The 16,379-nt window shown below is 35.0% G+C and carries 12 protein-coding genes; 8 read left to right on the top strand and 4 right to left on the bottom strand.

Features of this window, described 5'->3' with window-relative positions; genetic code table 11:
* Positions 1 to 57: 57 nt before the first annotated feature.
* On the bottom strand, positions 58 to 1,329 hold the full coding sequence (gene glyA / locus D7004_RS00520) for a serine hydroxymethyltransferase (protein ID WP_123203913.1): 1,272 nt from the start codon (positions 1,327 to 1,329) through the stop codon (positions 58 to 60).
* A gap of 63 nt (positions 1,330 to 1,392) precedes the next feature.
* Positions 1,393 to 2,136 (bottom strand): segregation and condensation protein A, encoded by a 744-nt coding sequence (locus tag D7004_RS00515; protein ID WP_123203945.1) that lies wholly within the window; start codon positions 2,134 to 2,136, stop codon positions 1,393 to 1,395.
* 871 nt (positions 2,137 to 3,007) lie between these two features.
* Between D7004_RS00515 and dxs the strand changes: the two genes are divergently transcribed.
* A complete protein-coding gene (gene dxs, locus D7004_RS00500; RefSeq protein WP_123203910.1) occupies positions 3,008 to 4,936 on the top strand; it encodes a 1-deoxy-D-xylulose-5-phosphate synthase in 1,929 nt (642 codons plus the stop codon).
* 82 nt (positions 4,937 to 5,018) lie between these two features.
* Here the strand turns inward: dxs and D7004_RS00495 are convergent, their stop codons facing one another.
* Positions 5,019 to 6,629, bottom strand: a complete 1,611-nt coding sequence (locus D7004_RS00495) for a gliding motility protein RemB (RefSeq protein ID WP_123203944.1) — start codon at positions 6,627 to 6,629, stop codon at positions 5,019 to 5,021.
* 104 nt (positions 6,630 to 6,733) lie between these two features.
* Positions 6,734 to 8,125 (bottom strand): undecaprenyl-phosphate glucose phosphotransferase, encoded by a 1,392-nt coding sequence (locus D7004_RS00490; protein ID WP_123203909.1) that lies wholly within the window; start codon positions 8,123 to 8,125, stop codon positions 6,734 to 6,736.
* Between the two features lie 183 nt (positions 8,126 to 8,308).
* Here D7004_RS00490 and D7004_RS00485 point away from each other — a divergent pair, with 183 nt between their 5' ends.
* The 7 genes from D7004_RS00485 to D7004_RS00455 are packed head-to-tail and all read left to right on the top strand — an operon-like array spanning position 8,309 to position 16,344.
* Positions 8,309 to 9,595 (top strand): oligosaccharide flippase family protein, encoded by a 1,287-nt coding sequence (locus D7004_RS00485; RefSeq protein ID WP_341867656.1) that lies wholly within the window; start codon positions 8,309 to 8,311, stop codon positions 9,593 to 9,595.
* Entirely contained in the window at positions 9,588 to 10,508 is a 921-nt protein-coding gene (locus tag D7004_RS00480; RefSeq protein ID WP_123203907.1) for a glycosyltransferase family 2 protein, read from the top strand. Before D7004_RS00485 ends, D7004_RS00480 begins: the two co-directional genes overlap by 8 nt.
* On the top strand, positions 10,505 to 11,911 hold the full coding sequence (locus D7004_RS00475; protein ID WP_123203906.1) for an O-antigen ligase family protein: 1,407 nt from the start codon (positions 10,505 to 10,507) through the stop codon (positions 11,909 to 11,911). The genes D7004_RS00480 and D7004_RS00475 overlap by 4 nt, the downstream gene beginning before the upstream one ends.
* Entirely contained in the window at positions 11,883 to 13,007 is a 1,125-nt protein-coding gene (locus tag D7004_RS00470; protein WP_148042730.1) for a glycosyltransferase family 4 protein, read from the top strand. The genes D7004_RS00475 and D7004_RS00470 overlap by 29 nt, the downstream gene beginning before the upstream one ends.
* Before the next feature lie 60 nt (positions 13,008 to 13,067).
* Positions 13,068 to 14,003, top strand: a complete 936-nt coding sequence (locus tag D7004_RS00465) for a class I SAM-dependent methyltransferase (protein WP_123203904.1) — start codon at positions 13,068 to 13,070, stop codon at positions 14,001 to 14,003.
* On the top strand, positions 14,000 to 15,229 hold the full coding sequence (locus D7004_RS00460) for a glycosyltransferase family 4 protein (protein WP_123203903.1): 1,230 nt from the start codon (positions 14,000 to 14,002) through the stop codon (positions 15,227 to 15,229). The genes D7004_RS00465 and D7004_RS00460 overlap by 4 nt, the downstream gene beginning before the upstream one ends.
* Before the next feature lie 11 nt (positions 15,230 to 15,240).
* Positions 15,241 to 16,344, top strand: a complete 1,104-nt coding sequence (locus D7004_RS00455; protein ID WP_123203902.1) for a DUF1972 domain-containing protein — start codon at positions 15,241 to 15,243, stop codon at positions 16,342 to 16,344.
* Positions 16,345 to 16,379 lie beyond the last annotated feature (35 nt).

Here is a 16,379-nt window from a genome sequence, read left to right as displayed (position 1 = left end):
CAAAAAAAAAGCCTTACAAATAATTGCAAGGCTCTGTATAATTATTAAAAATTAGAATTATTTGTATAGTGGAAATGCACTTACCAAATTAATAACTTCTGCTTTAACAGCACTTAAATTCGCTTCGTCTTCTGGGTTAGTTAAAACCTGATCGATTAAATCAACGATTTTAGCCATTTCGGCTTCTTTTAAACCGCGTGTTGTAATTGCAGCCGTACCAACCCTAATTCCTGAAGTTACAAATGGCGATTTGTCATCAAACGGAACCATATTTTTATTAACCGTAATTTCTGCCTTTTCTAATGCGTTCTCTGCAACCTTACCGGTAATGTTTTTATTACGCAAATCAATCAGCATTAGGTGATTATCGGTACCGCCAGAAATGATACCATAACCTTTAGACATAAATGCCTTTGCCATTGCTTGAGCATTAGCAGCAACTTGTTTAATATAATCTCCATATTCGTCGCTCAATGCCTCACCAAAAGCAATGGCTTTAGCAGCAATAATATGCTCTAACGGACCGCCTTGTGTGCCTGGAAAAACAGCCATATCCAAAAGATTGCTCATCATGCGTGGCTCACCTTTAGGCGTTTTTAATCCCCAAGGATTTTCAAAATCTTGTCCCATCATAATCATACCACCACGCGGACCACGTAAGGTTTTATGTGTTGTAGTAGTTACAATATGGCAATGTGGAAGCGGGTTTGCTAACAATCCTTTTGCAATCAAACCTGCCGGGTGAGAAATATCAGCCAAAACCAATGCACCAATTTTATCAGCAACCGAACGGATGAAAGCATAATCCCATTCGCGAGAATAAGCAGAAGCACCGCAAATAATTAACTTCGGCTTTTCAGCAAGTGCAACTTCTTCTAATTTTTTGTAATCAATTAAACCTGTTTCTCTATCGACACCGTAAAAGAATGGCTGATACAATTTACCAGAAAAGTTTACCGGAGAACCATGCGTTAAATGTCCACCGTGAGAAAGGTCGAAACCCAAAATTTTATCTCCAGGCTGGATAACAGCAAGCATAACCGCAGCATTTGCTTGCGCACCTGAGTGAGGTTGTACATTTACCCATGCTGCACCAAATAATTGTTTAGCCCTATCAATAGCGATTTGCTCCACTACATCTACCACCTGGCAGCCACCATAATAGCGTTTTCCAGGTAAGCCTTCAGCATATTTATTGGTTAATACGGAGCCTGCAGCTTCCATAACCTGCTTGCTTACAAAGTTTTCTGATGCAATAAGCTCTAAACCATGCTCTTGGCGGTCTAATTCCTTATCAATAAGTTCAAAAATTTGGTTATCGCGTTTCATCCTTATATAGGTTTGTTATTTTTTGTGGCAAAAGTAAGAAAATTGAAGCTAATTAAGGCCCTATTAAGCTGTTGCTTTTACATTAAAGTTATTAAAGCCGCTTCCAATGGTTATCTCCACGATTTGTTGTTGAAGCATTTCTAAAATCGCTAAAAAATTGTAAACGAAATGCACTTTATTTTCGGAGTTTTTCATCACCAAAGCAAAATCAATCTGCTCATTAATGTTTAACAAATTAGCAATAAAATGCTTCTGCTGTTCGATAGTGTAAGGATATTGAATAACCGTATGCTTTACTTCCTGACTACGGACTTCATATTTCTGTATGGTTCTTTGATAAACCATCAATAGCTTGTATAAATCCAGCGATAACAATTCATCCTGATGGGTAGAAGATTCTGCGGCTAAAGACAAATCATATTCAATGTTTCCTCTCCGCTCTTGCTGCATTCTCGCTTCTTCAAAAACTTTAAGTTCTTCGGCAACAGACTTAAATTGTTTGTAGGCAATCAGTCGGGCAATTAAATCTTGTTCAGGATTTAGTTCATTCCCTGCATCATCTACCTCTATTCTTGGCAAAAGCATTTTCGATTTAATGCGCATTAAAGTTGCTGCAACCAAAATAAACTCGCTTGCAACCTCTACATTTAAGGCCAATAGCTGATGTATGTATGCCAGAAAATCATTTGTAATCTTCGAGATTTCAATATCCTGAATATTCAATTCATCACGCTCAATAAAAAAAAGCAACAAATCAAACGGACCTTCAAAAACCGGTAGTTTGATTTCAAAATTTTCTTCTTGCATCGTTATAGCAAACATAATAAAAAATGAATATCTGTTTTTGCAAATCTGACTGAAAGAAAAAATCATTTAGAACAGGAACGTTTTTAGGTTTGTAAACTTTTAGTTTTTTGGACAAATCTTGCGCTGCAAAAAAATATAACTGCGTGGATATCTTAATCCAGTTTAAAATTATTTTGGAAATGAAAATTCAGTGCTTTTGGCGGTTTGCAGTCCTGCTTTACATTCCAAGCCCAATGAAAAATTGGGGCTTTTCATTTCAATCAGGTTTACAAACAGAAGATTGTGCACCATGCAATCCATTAAAATGGAACATATCTTTTGCAATATAGCCCCGGTTGAAGCGAACACGTAGCAACAGCCATTTCAGCTGTTAGCGCAGTAAAGCGTAAAACGGGAGCAAATTTAGTTTCTTGCACAAGCCTTGCGCTACTAAAAATTATAACTGCATGGATATCTTAATCCAGTTTAAAATTATTTTGGAAATGAAAATTCAGTGCTTTTGGCGGTTTGCAGTCCTGCTTTACATTCCAAGCCCAATGAAAAATTGGGGCTTTTCATTTCAATCAGGTTTACAAACAGAAGATTGTGCACCATGCAATCCATTAAAATGGAACATATCTTTTGCAATATAGCCCCGGTTGCAGCGAACACGTAGCAACAGCTATTTCAGCTGTTAGCGTAGTAAAGCGAAAAACGGGAACAAATTTAGTTTCTTGCACCATCCTTGCGCTTCTGAATAAAATATAAACTTCAGTTAAGATTACTAACGATTCAAAATCCTACTTTGAGGTTGTTGTTATTACATTTTTTTTTAAAAATATTAGCACAAAATTGCCTTTCTTTGTATCTTGTTTCTTTTCCAAAATACCGAATGCAAGTAAAAGCTGGCCCCCTATTATCAAAAATAAACTATCCTGCTGATTTAAAGCAATTTAGTGAAGCTGACCTAGAGCAAATAAGCCAGGAATTGCGTCAATACATTATCGATGTGGTGAGTGTTAATGGCGGTCACTTCGGTGCAAGCTTAGGCGTTGTTGAGTTAACCGTGGCTTTACATTATGCCCTTAACACACCTTATGATAAATTGGTTTGGGATGTTGGCCATCAAGCTTACGGTCATAAAATTTTAACTGGTCGCCGCGAACTTTTCCATACAAACCGTATTTATAAAGGCATAAGCGGTTTCCCGAAGATAAGCGAGAGCGAATATGACACCTTTGGTGTTGGACACTCATCAACCTCTATATCTGCCGCTTTAGGCATGGCCGTAGCTTCGCAAATTAAAGGAGAAAAAGACAGGCAGCATGTCGCCGTAATTGGCGATGGCGCAATGACAGCGGGTTTGGCTTTTGAAGGTTTGAACCATGCGGGAATCGAAAACAGCAATGTTTTAGTTATTTTGAATGATAACTGTATGTCTATCGACCCAAATGTTGGGGCTTTAAAAGAATATTTAACAAACATTACAACCTCAAAATCTTACAATCGCTTTCGCGATGATATTTCAAACGTACTTGCCGGTCTTTCAAAACTTGGACCTAACGCACATAAGTATGTTAAAAAGATAGAAAAAAGCATAAAAGGAACGTTGCTAAAGCAAAGCAATTTGTTCGAATCTTTAAATTTCAGGTATTTCGGTCCTGTTGATGGCCACGACGTGAAGCGTTTGGCGGCAATAATTAAAGATTTAAAAGATATTCCGGGCCCTAAATTGCTGCATTGTGTTACCGTAAAAGGTAAAGGCTTTGCTTTAGCAGAGAAAGACCAAACCAAATGGCATGCACCAGGTTTATTTGATAAAATAACCGGTGAAATTAAAAAAAGTGTTCAGGATAAACCGCAGGCACCAAAATACCAGGATGTTTTTGGACACACTATGGTTGAGCTTGCTGAGGCCAATGATAAAATTGTAGGTATCACACCAGCAATGCCATCAGGTTCATCATTAAATATCATGATGAAAGCAATGCCAACCCGTGCTTTTGATGTGGGCATTGCAGAACAACATGCTGTAACGTTTTCTGCCGGATTAGCCGCACAAGGTTTAGTACCATTTTGTAACATCTACTCTAGCTTTATGCAAAGGGCTTACGATCAGGTAATTCATGATGTTGCAATCCAAAAATTAAACGTAGTTTTTTGTTTAGATAGGGCAGGTTTAGCTGGTGCTGATGGCGCAACGCATCACGGTGCTTATGATATTGCTTTTATGCGATGCATTCCGAATTTAGTGGTTTCATCACCAATGAATGAGGAAGAACTACGCAACCTAATGTTTACAGCTCAGCAAGAAAACGCAGGTCCTTTTGTTATTCGTTACCCTCGTGGAAACGGTGTTATGCCCGACTGGAAAAGGCCATTCAAAGCTTTAGAAATTGGAAAAGGCCGCAAAATTTGTGATGGCGAGGAAGTTGCGCTTTTGACCATTGGCCATGTTGGCAATTTCGCTGTTGAAGCAACAGCAGAACTCAATAGCGAAGGCATTTACCCGGCACATTACGATTTACGTTTTGTAAAACCTTTGGATGAGCAAATGCTTCACGAGGTTTGCTCAAAATATAAACATATTGTTACCGTTGAAGACGGAACCTTGCAAGGTGGCGTGGGCTCGGCAATTTTAGAATTTATGGCCGATAATGGCTATCATGCAAACGTAATTCGCTTAGGTATTCCCGATCAATTTATTGATCATGGAGAACAAGCAGAGCTTTGGGCAGAATGCGGTTATGATAAAGCATCGATAATTGAAGCCGTAAGAAAAGTAGCTATAAAGCGTACAACAAATACAATGGTAGGGTAATTTCAAAACCACAAATAATAAAAAACGCCATCTGATTCTATAAAATCAGATGGCGTTTTCTTTTCGCTAGTATGACTACTCTTTAAAAATCGGTATAAAGATTTCTGAATGAGCTTCTTAAGCCAAAGGTAATTAAGGCGGTATTATTGGTGGTTCCCAAAGCATTGCTTTCTTTTCTGTAAATCGCTCCCAATTCTAAACGTAAATTATACCTTGGATTGATGATGTATGCTGCCCTAGCTTCTGCGTAATATAAATCCGTTCGCAAACCTTGAGTTGTATAATTGCCGAGTTGTTTGGCTGGCTCTAAATAGTTAATAAATATATTCTTACCAAAATCCTGCCCGTTTAAATCTAAACCATATTTAGCATACATTAATTGCCCGGTAAAATCAAATCGTTTATAAGAATAATTTGCAATACCAACCAGTTCTCTAAAATTAGCACCAAACGGATGCGCCAATGGCTCACCTTGAGCAGCATAATTAACAATATTTGTTCTGCCGGTATAAGTGTATGGTTTTGCAGTATTGTATTCTAATAGGTAATTTAAGTTTTCCACCTTAAAAACATCTGCTCCACGTATGCCCAATTGCCAGCCATATTTATTTCTTGAACTTCCATTACTGGAAAAGAAATTTTTAGCTTCAAACTCATCTAAAGAAAATTGCCCATAAACAGTGATTTGCTTATGCAATTCGTACTTAGCAGTTAACCCAAGCAAAGAATTATCTGGAGAACCACTAGAAGCTTCTACCGGACGAAGAAATATTATTGGATTAGCATAACCCCAGTCGAAACCTCTTTCATTGCCTAAATCATCTGTTTCACCCCATATAATCGAATCAAAAAAACCAAGTGACAATCTATTGTTTACATTCCAATCCAGGTAATGAAACACACCTCCTTTTTTTCTATTTCCGGCTTCGTAAGATAGTTTTGGTGAGTTAGGATCTTGCATTGCTGCCCACATCGCCATGTATTGTACGTTGCCTAAATTTCCTGTTAATTTCAAGAAAGGATACGGAGCTGAATTATCAGATAATAACATCGAACGGTATCCATCTCCTATAAAATTTTTATCATAACCAACCGCAACATTTAAATACTTAATCGGCGTGTAAGAAATTAATGCAGTAACGTACGACCAATCTAAAGAAGTTTTCCCTGCGTTTGCACCATAATCTCTATTGTAGGCCTGCCCCGGAACAGCTTTTTTACTTGTGGCATAATTAGTATAATATTTTGCAAACTGACCTTGATTTTCAAACCCACTTGTATAAAAAGAGAATTTTTTACCAATTGTACCGCCAACTTGGTATCCTCTGGTGTTTAACCAGGTATTTTGCTTACCAGAAAAATCTTTACCAATTTGAAAATCTGGCAAAAAATCAGCATAAAATGTATATTCAGAGTTTTGATAATCAATTAAATGCTCATTAAAAATTTTTCTGGCAACCCACGATTGTCTGGAAGAATCTACACCAACACTTAAGAGTTGCTTACCATGCTCAACTAACAAACTATCATCAATAAAAAATGGCCTTAAACTACTATGAAAGCGGGTTTCTGGATTGTAAACTTCTCTATTTAGTTTTTGATAGAATTGATATGACTGAGGCTGATATTGCGATTGCGCCATTACCTGACCAACAGCACCCATAAAAAACAAAAAAGGTAAAAGTTTCTTCATTAACATAGTTTTTTTATTAAAATGATTTCGCAAAGGACGGAAAATAATTTGATTTGCCAGATGAATTGTTAATTTCTTATACAGAGTAGTATAGTATAATCTTACTAATGCGCCTTATTATGCCCAGCAAGAACCTGCCAAATGGTTAAAAAAGTGATTTTCAAATCAAGCAATAACGACCAATTTTCGAGATACCAAATATCTGCTTCAACCCTTTCTTCCATAGAACCATCTTCTTTAGTTTCTCCACGTAGTCCATTAACCTGTGCCCAACCGGTAATGCCTGGCAAAAGGAAGTGGCGCACCATAAATTGGTCTATCAAAGCAGAATATTCAGCGGTGTGCTGCAACATGTGTGGTCGCGGACCAACAACAGACATTTCTCCAAACAAAACGTTAAAAAACTGAGGCATTTCATCGATACTTTTTTTGCGCATAAATGCGCCAATTTTAGTAACCCTGCTATCAAAAGCACTTGCTTGCTTCGTATCTGCCTCGCCATTAACATACATGCTCCTAAACTTTAAGCAATAGAAAGAGTGGTTATCCTTACCTGATCTGAGTTGTTTAAAGAAAACAGGACCTTTGGATTCCATTTTAATTAGAATTGCCATAATAGGAACCAACCAGCTCATTACAAAAATGATGATTAAGGATGAAAATACAACATCAAAAATGCGCTTAACAACCTGGTTACTAAAAATTTCTAAAGGCTCTGTTCTTGGGCTTAGTACAGGTAAATGACCGTATAATTGCACCATTACGTTCTTTTTAAAATAATCTTTCACATCCGGTACAAGCTTAAAACGAATCATTGCCTTATCCGCCTGACGCATTAAAACATCTATCTTTTTTAATGCTCTATCTGGCAAGGCGCAATAAATTTCTTTAATATTGCTTTCTTTAACGTAATCGATACACTCATCAACGCTTCCAATAACATGGCTTTGAGCACGTTTTTCTGGCGCATCATCAAAAAAGCCAACAACTTTATAGCCCAGATGTGTATTTTTTTCCAAATGATTTTTTAAATCCAAGCCCAAAGGGCCGGCGCCAACAATTACTACCTTTTTATAGTTGATGAGTTTAGCCCGGCTAGAACGACGCAAAAGCAAGAAAACAACCTTCCCTGCTAAAAATAATGGCGCAAAAAGTAATCCAGTGTAAATTAATAATCGATAAGAAACACTAAAATCTTTAAGATAAACTACTAGGAGAAATATTATCGTTCCAAAAAGCAATAAACTCCATAAGGCTTGTTTGATGGTTGGAATAGCATCCTTAACAAACATATCTTGGTACAATTTTGTAATTTGGGTAACATTAAACCATACAAAATTAATAAGTAAAATATGAAGGAAATTGATACCACGACCATCGAACATACCGAAGGTGCCATTTGCCAGAACATAGCCGAAGTATCCAGCCATGTTAACTAGAAAAAGATCAATTAAAATACTTATTGTCTTAAAATAAGTACTATTACTTTCAATCATTAATTGTGTAAAATTTTGCCAAATATAGTCAGCTTGTTTACAATATGGATAATTTGCTTGTTAATGCCAGTATTTTTTTGGTAGTAAAAAGCCATTCAGCTCGCGTAGCACAAAAAACAAGCCAATAAGCCATGCGCTGTAAAAACTATTAAAAGGATAGATTGTATTTTATTTATTATAAATTTGCCAAACATCTGCCAGAAAGTTTTGAAGCAAGTTTTAACAAGTTTTATAAGTAGTTTAAGAGAAACTAAAATTGTTTCCAATTTTCTAAATCTGAGCAGCATTCAGATTTCTAATACCTTACTTATACTTTTAATGTATCCCATCATTACCCGAATCATAGGTATAACCGATTTGGGTTTGGTAATGTTAGCTAATACATTTTCCGGTCTTGCAGGCATCATCATAAATTACGGCACAAACCAATCGGGCATTAGAGATATCGCTACACACAGCCACGACAGAAAAGGTCTTAATAACGTATTGAACAATACCATTTGGATTCGTTTGTTAATTTTTGCCGCTTACATCATTTTTGTAGTTTGCTTGAAATGGGCTAATATTCGTTATTACACTTATATTATATTGTCTATTCCATTGGTATTTGCCGAAGTTTTAAATCCGCTTTTCTTCTTTTTAGGATTAGAAAAACTAAAGCTTTATAACATTGCTAATCTCATATCCAAAGTTGTTATCATTGCTTCGGTAGTTTTTTTTATAAAGGGCCCTGGAGATTCTGAATGGGTAAATTTTATTATGGGCATGGCAACAATGCTGGCTTATGGCATTTTGATGTTTTACGTTTTAATTAAATATAAATTATCATTCCGATTTCCTCAAAATACAGAGTTGAAAAAAATAACGGTAGATAATTTTTTCTTAACGATAAATAATATCTCCGTTCATTTGCAGCAATCTTTAATGATATTTTCGCTGGCTAAATGGGGCGACCCTTTATGGTTAGGTGCCTATTCTTTATGCGATAAAGTTATTGGTTCTTCGCGTTTGCTTTTAATATCAGTTTCGAATGCAATTTATCCAAAAGCAGCACAACTTTATAAAGAAAGTATTGGCGCTTGGAAAGCCTATAAAATTAAGATGAAGAAACTTGTAGCACTCATGTTCTTCGCTTTATCTTTGGGCTTGTTTATTATGCCGGGATTTGTAATACAGGTTTTATCAGGTGAACAAAACCAAACAGCTATAGATTTTTTGAGAATAATGGCATTTGTACCAACACTCGCTGCTTTAAATGTATTAAATGTATTAGATTTATTGCTTAAAAACGATACCCTATCTATATTTAGAATAGCACTTATTCTCCTTGCAATTTCTACATTTGTTGCATGGATTTTAGTAACCCAGGGTTTACAACATTGGTTTGGTATTTATGCCATAATTATTGAAGGAAGTGCGCTACTGATGTATGAATATGTAATCAAAAAATCATCATCTAAGTATGTCTAAAAAGGTAGCCATAATACTGCTCAATTGGAATACGCCAGATTATACAGCAAGTTGTATCTCATCGATAATGAAATATTGCACAGCTGATGATTATGATTTGATAATTGCAGACAATGGTTCTACTGATAATTCGCTAGCTATTTTAAAAGCAGCGTTTCCTCAACACATCTACATCGATAATAGAATAAATTTAGGCTTTGCCGGAGGAAATAACACCGCTTTAAAATATAGCATAGATAATGGATATGAATTTTCACTGCTTTTAAATAATGATACAGAAACAGAGGAAGATTTTTTAACTCCACTATTAAGCCATTTAGACAAAAATAAGAATGTTGTTGCGGTGCAACCTGCTATTTATTATCTAGGCAATAAAGAGCAGCTTTGGAATGGCGGTTCCTATTTCAACCCATATTTTGGCATAACGTATTCTAATAATAGCAAAGCCAGACAGCAATTAGATACCCCAGAAAAAGTAGATTGGTTAACCGGATGCTGCTTATTGGTTAGAAACGAAGCACTGAAAAAAATTGGCTTATTAAACGAAAAGTTTTTTCTTTACTATGAAGATGTAGAACTTTCGTTTCGATTAAAGGCAGAATGTGGTGAATTGTATTACATTCCTACAACAAAAATTTACCATGAGGCCGGTGTTTCCGGAAAATTTAAAAGTGCAAATCCTGAAGGTACATTAAGCCCAATAATACATTACTACCTTAGCAGAAACAAGATTTGGTTTTTGCGTAAGTATGCAAATCCATTTTTTGCTATATTAATTTTTTTAATCAACACGTTTTATTATGGAGCAGTTTTTTGCTACTTAATTATTCGGGGTAGAAATAAAAAAGTAATGTATTTGTACAAGGGAATAAAAGAAGGACTATTTACATCTAAAAGCATGATTTGGCCATGATGATGATATTCCCTATAATTTACATTTTTGCATTTGTACTTGCACTTTCAGATGTTGTAAATGGTAAGAAAGATGGTTTTTTAATATTCCTTATTTTTGGGTTATCGATATACACTACTGTATTATCTATAACCTTTATGCTTGGTTTTAAAAGCATGATTGTTTATCTCCAATCTTTCAAAGAAATTTTTATTGTACTGATACTTGGAATGAGTATTTGGAACTTAAAAACAAAAATTAAACTGCATAGTATTGATTACTTGATTATAGCTTTTTTTGGTTATACATTGTTATATGCAATTCTGCCTATCGGTGAGAAAGGGCTTCTAGATAGAATCATGGCTTTTAGAAGCTTATCGTTTTTTGTATTAGTTTATGCCTGCGGTAGATTGTACAAGCCAAAAGAAATTTATATCAGTAAGTATTTTCACTACATATTACTTCTATCTATCGCGGCAGCGCTGGTCATGTTAACCGAAATTGCCGCAGATAGGCATTTGCAAACCATCACTGGCTATGCAGACTATAATTTTTATTTATTCAACTTCGAACCAAGCGGAAACTATGGTTTAACATGGACCTTTGAATCTGAAGGCGGATACAAACGTTTTGCTAGTTTTTTCGCTAATCCATTAGAATTTGCATCAGCTACAATTATCGCCATTTCTGTACTTGCTGCACTTTACACAACTAATAAATACAAGTTAAAATTAGATACATTTGGCTACATTTCACTGGCAGCAACATTAACCTGTATTGTTTTTGCATTTTCTAGATCGGCATTTATAAGTTATTTCATTCTGCTTTATGCTTATTCATTGCTAACAAAAAGGGAATTTATAACCAATACCATCCACGCTGGCGCAGCCGTAGTTATCATCTATGTCATTTACTTGCTTACCAAAGAACAAGATCAGAATGATGGTATTCAAATGGTTATTATTAATACGCTTAATTTTAGTAACCCGTCTAGTGTTGGTCACCTGGTAGAATGGATACAGGGTGCTTTAGCGATCGCAGCAAATCCTTTAGGTTTAGGGCTCGGTTCATCAGGAAGAATTGGCGGCACCTTAGGCGAAAATATTGGTGGAGAAAATCAATTTATTATTGTAGGTGTACAAGCCGGTATCGTTGCTTTAATTCTATATTTAGTAATTTACATAGCATTTATAAAACAAGGCATTAAATGGTTTTATAGACTGGAGGGAAAAGAAAAGAAAATCTGCCTCGCAATACTGCTTATCAAGGTTGGTTTTATTGTGCCATCCTTAACATCAGAAATAGAATCTTCTTCTTATATCTCGTACGTCACCTGGTTTTTATCAGGTTTATTTGTTAGCCTTATTTCCACAAAAGTTGCAATACCTGCATCAATTGAAATTAAAAAAGCTAAAGATGACTAAGCCATTAAGAATAGGTATTGATATAAGGGATTTACAAATCGCTAGAACGGGTACAAAAACCTATCTGGAAGAACTATGTATAATATTTAAAAACTTAAAAGATGATAAGTATGAATTCTTCTTTTTCGATACCCTTATACCAATATATTCTGGAAATAATAAAATATTTAAGATGTTCGGCCATTTTAGATATCAATTCTGGAAACAAATTAGCCTTCCTGTAAAAGCAACTTTGAATCAAATTGATATTCTTTTTTGTACGGATAATGTTGTGCCTTATCTTCATTTTGGATACAAAACTGTACCGGTTTTTCATGATGCTTTCTTCTTCGAAACCCCGGAACATTTTAATAAACTATGGCTGAAACTTATAATAGGTACAGCAATTCCCGGCGCCAAACGCTCACCAATAGTTATCACGCCAAGTATTTTTGCCAGAGAGCAAATTCATAAATACACACAGATTCCAATTGAAAAGATGCCTGTTATTTACGAAGGGCCAAAATCTCTACACATTGTTGAAAAAAAAGAAAGCTTAGTAAAAGGAAAATACATTTTACATGTAGGAATCATGAATAAAAGAAAAAACATTCCTGCCTTAATTAAAGCATTCAAAAAGATTAAAGCAAATAACAATCCCGATTTAAGACTAGTTTTAGTTGGTAAAATTGAACGTAAACAATTCAGTGATGACTATAATGAAATTCACCGAACTGTTGAAGATTCTGGTTTTAAAAATGATATAATTTTTACTGGTTATTTAAGTGATGAAGACTTAGCAGGACTATATAGAAGTGCATTGATGTATGTATTCCCGTCTTTAAATGAAGGTTTTGGCATTCCTGTGCTAGAAGCATTCCAATATAAATTACCGGTGCTGGTTTCAAATAATACTAGCTTACCCGAAGTTGGTGGTAATGCCGTGTTAACCTTTAATCCATTTGATTTTAATGATATAGCTGAAAAAATACAAATGGTATTACAAGATGAAGGACTTCGAAAAGACCTTATCAATAAAGGCATTGAAAGATTAAAATATTTCTCCTGGGAAAAGGCGGCGCAATCCTTGCTATCAGAATTTGAAAAAATCCGTTAGTTTAATTTTATTAACTTTGACAATTCAATCAGAACCTTATGGGTTGCTGAGCATTTCACTATGATTAACATTACCTGTCCTATTTGTCTTGATAACAAAACAAACCTAAATCCGGTTATTTTTACAGTTAAAACAAATTCTGGAGATTTATACCAAATTAGGGAGTGTCAAAATTGTAAACACATCTATACGTATTTTGATCACGAGGTAGATATTGCCAGCTATTATGATGAGAAGGATTATGTTGTTAAAGACACTAAAGAAACTATTTTCTTTAAGATTCAAAAGTTAGAATACAATATCGTAATTGATAAAATTAAAAAGTATAATTCTTTACCTGCCACTTTGCTAGATTTTGGCTCTGGTAAAGGTCTTTTTTTACATTTCGCTAAAAATAAAGGGTACGATGTAAAAGGAATAGAAAGCTCTTTACCCAGGGCAAAATATGCTCAAAAGCATTTTGATTTAGATATTAATACTGATTATTATGCCAACGGTAACGTTTTTGGTAAAAAGTTCGATGTGTTAACCTTGTTTCATGTTTTAGAACACATACATCTGTCTGACAATCTTTTAGAAAACTTAATCAGTAATAATCTAAAAACTAACGGATTATTGGTAGTAGAAGTGCCGAATTTTAGCAGCTGGCAGTCTAAATGGGTAGGAAATAGATGGTTGCATTTAGATGTTCCCCGACACATAAGTCATTTTACACCCTTAAGTTTAAAAAACTTACTTTCAAAATCAGGTTGCGTGGTTCAAAGTGAATCTTATTTCTCTTTCCATCTGGGTATAGTCGGAATGGCACAAACTATTTTAAGTTGGTTTGGTTATAAGGGCTTTTTAATTGCTGATCTGAAGCGTAAAAAAACAATGTCATTAATGTTAGGATTAGCATTTACGCTACCTTTTGCTGTAATATTAGAATCTTTAGCAGCAACATTTAAAAAGGGCGGTGTAATACGTTATTATGCTGTTAATAAAGGTCTATCATGAACATTTTGCTTGCAAACTGGACTTGGTTCCCGAGTGGGGGTGATTGGACTTATATAGAAAATGTTTCAAAGCTTTATGAATCGAACGGACATCATGTGGTTCCATTTTCCATGCAGGATGACCGAAACTTTCCTTCTGCTTACCAAAAATACTTTATAAGTAACATAAATTATAAAGCATTAAATAATCAGAAAAAAATTAGCGCAGGGTTTAAAGTTTTATCTAAAAGCATCTATTCTAATGAGGCAAAGAAATATCTCAACAACTTGCTGGATGAAGTAGAAATCCATTTGGCGCATTTAAATCTAATACATCATTACATAACTCCAAGTATCTTAGAAGTTCTTAAGCAAAGAAATATCCCAATTATCTGGACTTTACATGACTATACTGCCATTTGCCCTCAAAGCACTTTCATAAGTAATGACAAAATTTGCGAAGCCTGTAAAGGAGGCAAATTCTATAACGCAATTTTAAAGAAGTGCAAAAAAAATAGCTTATTGCCAAGCTTGGCTGCAGCTACAGAAAACTACATCCATCGCATAAATGGATATTATAATTATGTAGATTTTTTTATATGCCCATCCATTTTCTCTTATCAGAAATATAAAGAATTCAACTTTTTTAAAGATAAACTTCATCATCTTTATCATAGCTATGAATTTATAGAGACGATAAACGCGTCTTCAAAGTTTAGTGATGAGAAGTTTGTGTTGTTTGTTGGTAGGTTAGAGAAAATAAAAGGTGTTCATACCCTGCTAAAAGCCATGCGAAATCATCCAAACATTAAGCTTAAAATTATTGGTGATGGAACGCAAGAAGAAGATCTAAAAACCTACACTTCGCAGAATGGAATGAATAATGTAGATTTTTTAGGTAAAAAAGATAAATTTGAGGTTTGGAATTATATTAAACAGTCTTCTTTTTTGGTTTGCCCTTCAGAATGGTATGAAGTTTTAGGGTTTACAATAGTTGAAGCCATGCTATTCGGAAAACCTGTAATAGGTGCTGACATTGGGGCTATACCAGAGACAGTTATTAACGATGAAACAGGACTGCTATTTAAAGTTGGAAATGACATTGACCTGGCCGCAAAAATAAGTTTGCTCTACAATAACGAACCATTAATTAATAAATTAGGTGAAAATGCAAAGAAACATGCAGGTAATTTATTTAATCCAAGAAAACATTTTGAAGGATTAAAAAAGTTAATACCGGCTTTGTAAATAAAAAACGAATGAAGATTGCAATTATAGGTTCAAGGGGTTATCCATATGTTTATGGAGGCTTCGAAACCTTCGTGAAGGAGTTAAGCGAAAGATTGGTTAAACAGGACGTAGAAGTTCATGTTTACTGCCAAAAAAACCTTTTTAAAGAAAAACCATTGCGAATAAATGGAATACACCTCCACTACATCCCAACGCTTCCCCAAAAATCATTAAATCAAATTGTACACTCCTTTCTCTCTATTATTCATGCCACATTTTTTAGCAAAGCTGATGTATTACTAGTGGTTAACCTTGCCGCAGGTCCAATGGGATGGATTCCAAAATTAACAGGCAAAAAGACAATGATAAATGTTGATGGTTTGGAATGGCTAAGACCTAAATGGAAAGGTTTGGGTGCTAAATATTTTTATTGGGCAGCAAAAGTGGCAACAAAGCTTTATGATAAAATTATAACTGATGCAGAAGGCATGAGGCAAGTTTACCTTAAAGAATTTGATAAAGATTCTACAGTAATTGCATACGGAGCACCCAAATTTGCAGAAGCCGAGCCTCATCTCATCGAACGTCTAAAATTAATACCCAACGATTATTATTTAATAGTTGGACGACTAATCCCTGATAATAATGCAGACCTAATTATTAAAGGTTTCCTAAAATCGAAATCGAACAAAAAGCTTATAATAGTGGGTGATGTACCCTATGCTGATAAATATGCAAGTGGTTTGAAAGCATTACAAAATGAACGTTTGATTTTTCCTGGATATGTTAAAGATCAAGCAGAACTGATGGCAATCTATCAAAATGCCTTTGCTTACATCCATGGACATAAATTTGGCGGTACAAACCCAGCAATGCTTAAGGCCATGTCTAATCACTGCGCTATTTTAGCATTAGATACCGTATTTAACAGAGAAATGCTTAACGATGGGGAATTTGGTATGTTTTTCACTGAAGATGAAGAATCTGTTGCACTTAGTATTGAAAATTTAGAACAAAATGCCTCCCATGTTGCTGATTTAAAAAATAGAGTAAGTGCTGGGCTTACTGAAAAGTATAACTGGGATAATATTACGCTTGCCTACAAGAAGGAAATGGAATATCTAATAAATTAAATCACAACACTCGCAATAATCAACTAAACCTGCGT

It is taken from the genome of Pedobacter jejuensis (assembly GCF_003725795.1).
Lineage (GTDB): Bacteria > Bacteroidota > Bacteroidia > Sphingobacteriales > Sphingobacteriaceae > Pedobacter > Pedobacter jejuensis.
This window is presented reverse-complemented; position numbering and strand designations above follow the sequence as displayed.

Excerpts from the sequence above, each read along its gene's own strand:
- D7004_RS00490 (WP_123203909.1), bottom strand. The coding sequence starts at position 8,125 with ATGATTGAAAGTAATAGTACTTATTTTAAGACAATAAGTATTTTAATT.
- D7004_RS00460 (WP_123203903.1), top strand. The coding sequence starts at position 14,000 with ATGAACATTTTGCTTGCAAACTGGACTTGGTTCCCGAGTGGGGGTGAT.
- D7004_RS00515 (WP_123203945.1), bottom strand. The coding sequence starts at position 2,136 with ATGCAAGAAGAAAATTTTGAAATCAAACTACCGGTTTTTGAAGGTCCG.
- D7004_RS00480 (WP_123203907.1), top strand. The coding sequence starts at position 9,588 with ATGTCTAAAAAGGTAGCCATAATACTGCTCAATTGGAATACGCCAGAT.
- D7004_RS00495 (WP_123203944.1), bottom strand. The coding sequence starts at position 6,629 with ATGAAGAAACTTTTACCTTTTTTGTTTTTTATGGGTGCTGTTGGTCAG.
- D7004_RS00465 (WP_123203904.1), top strand. The coding sequence starts at position 13,068 with ATGATTAACATTACCTGTCCTATTTGTCTTGATAACAAAACAAACCTA.
- D7004_RS00455 (WP_123203902.1), top strand. The coding sequence starts at position 15,241 with ATGAAGATTGCAATTATAGGTTCAAGGGGTTATCCATATGTTTATGGA.
- dxs (WP_123203910.1), top strand. The coding sequence starts at position 3,008 with ATGCAAGTAAAAGCTGGCCCCCTATTATCAAAAATAAACTATCCTGCT.
- glyA (WP_123203913.1), bottom strand. The coding sequence starts at position 1,329 with ATGAAACGCGATAACCAAATTTTTGAACTTATTGATAAGGAATTAGAC.
- D7004_RS00475 (WP_123203906.1), top strand. The coding sequence starts at position 10,505 with ATGATGATGATATTCCCTATAATTTACATTTTTGCATTTGTACTTGCA.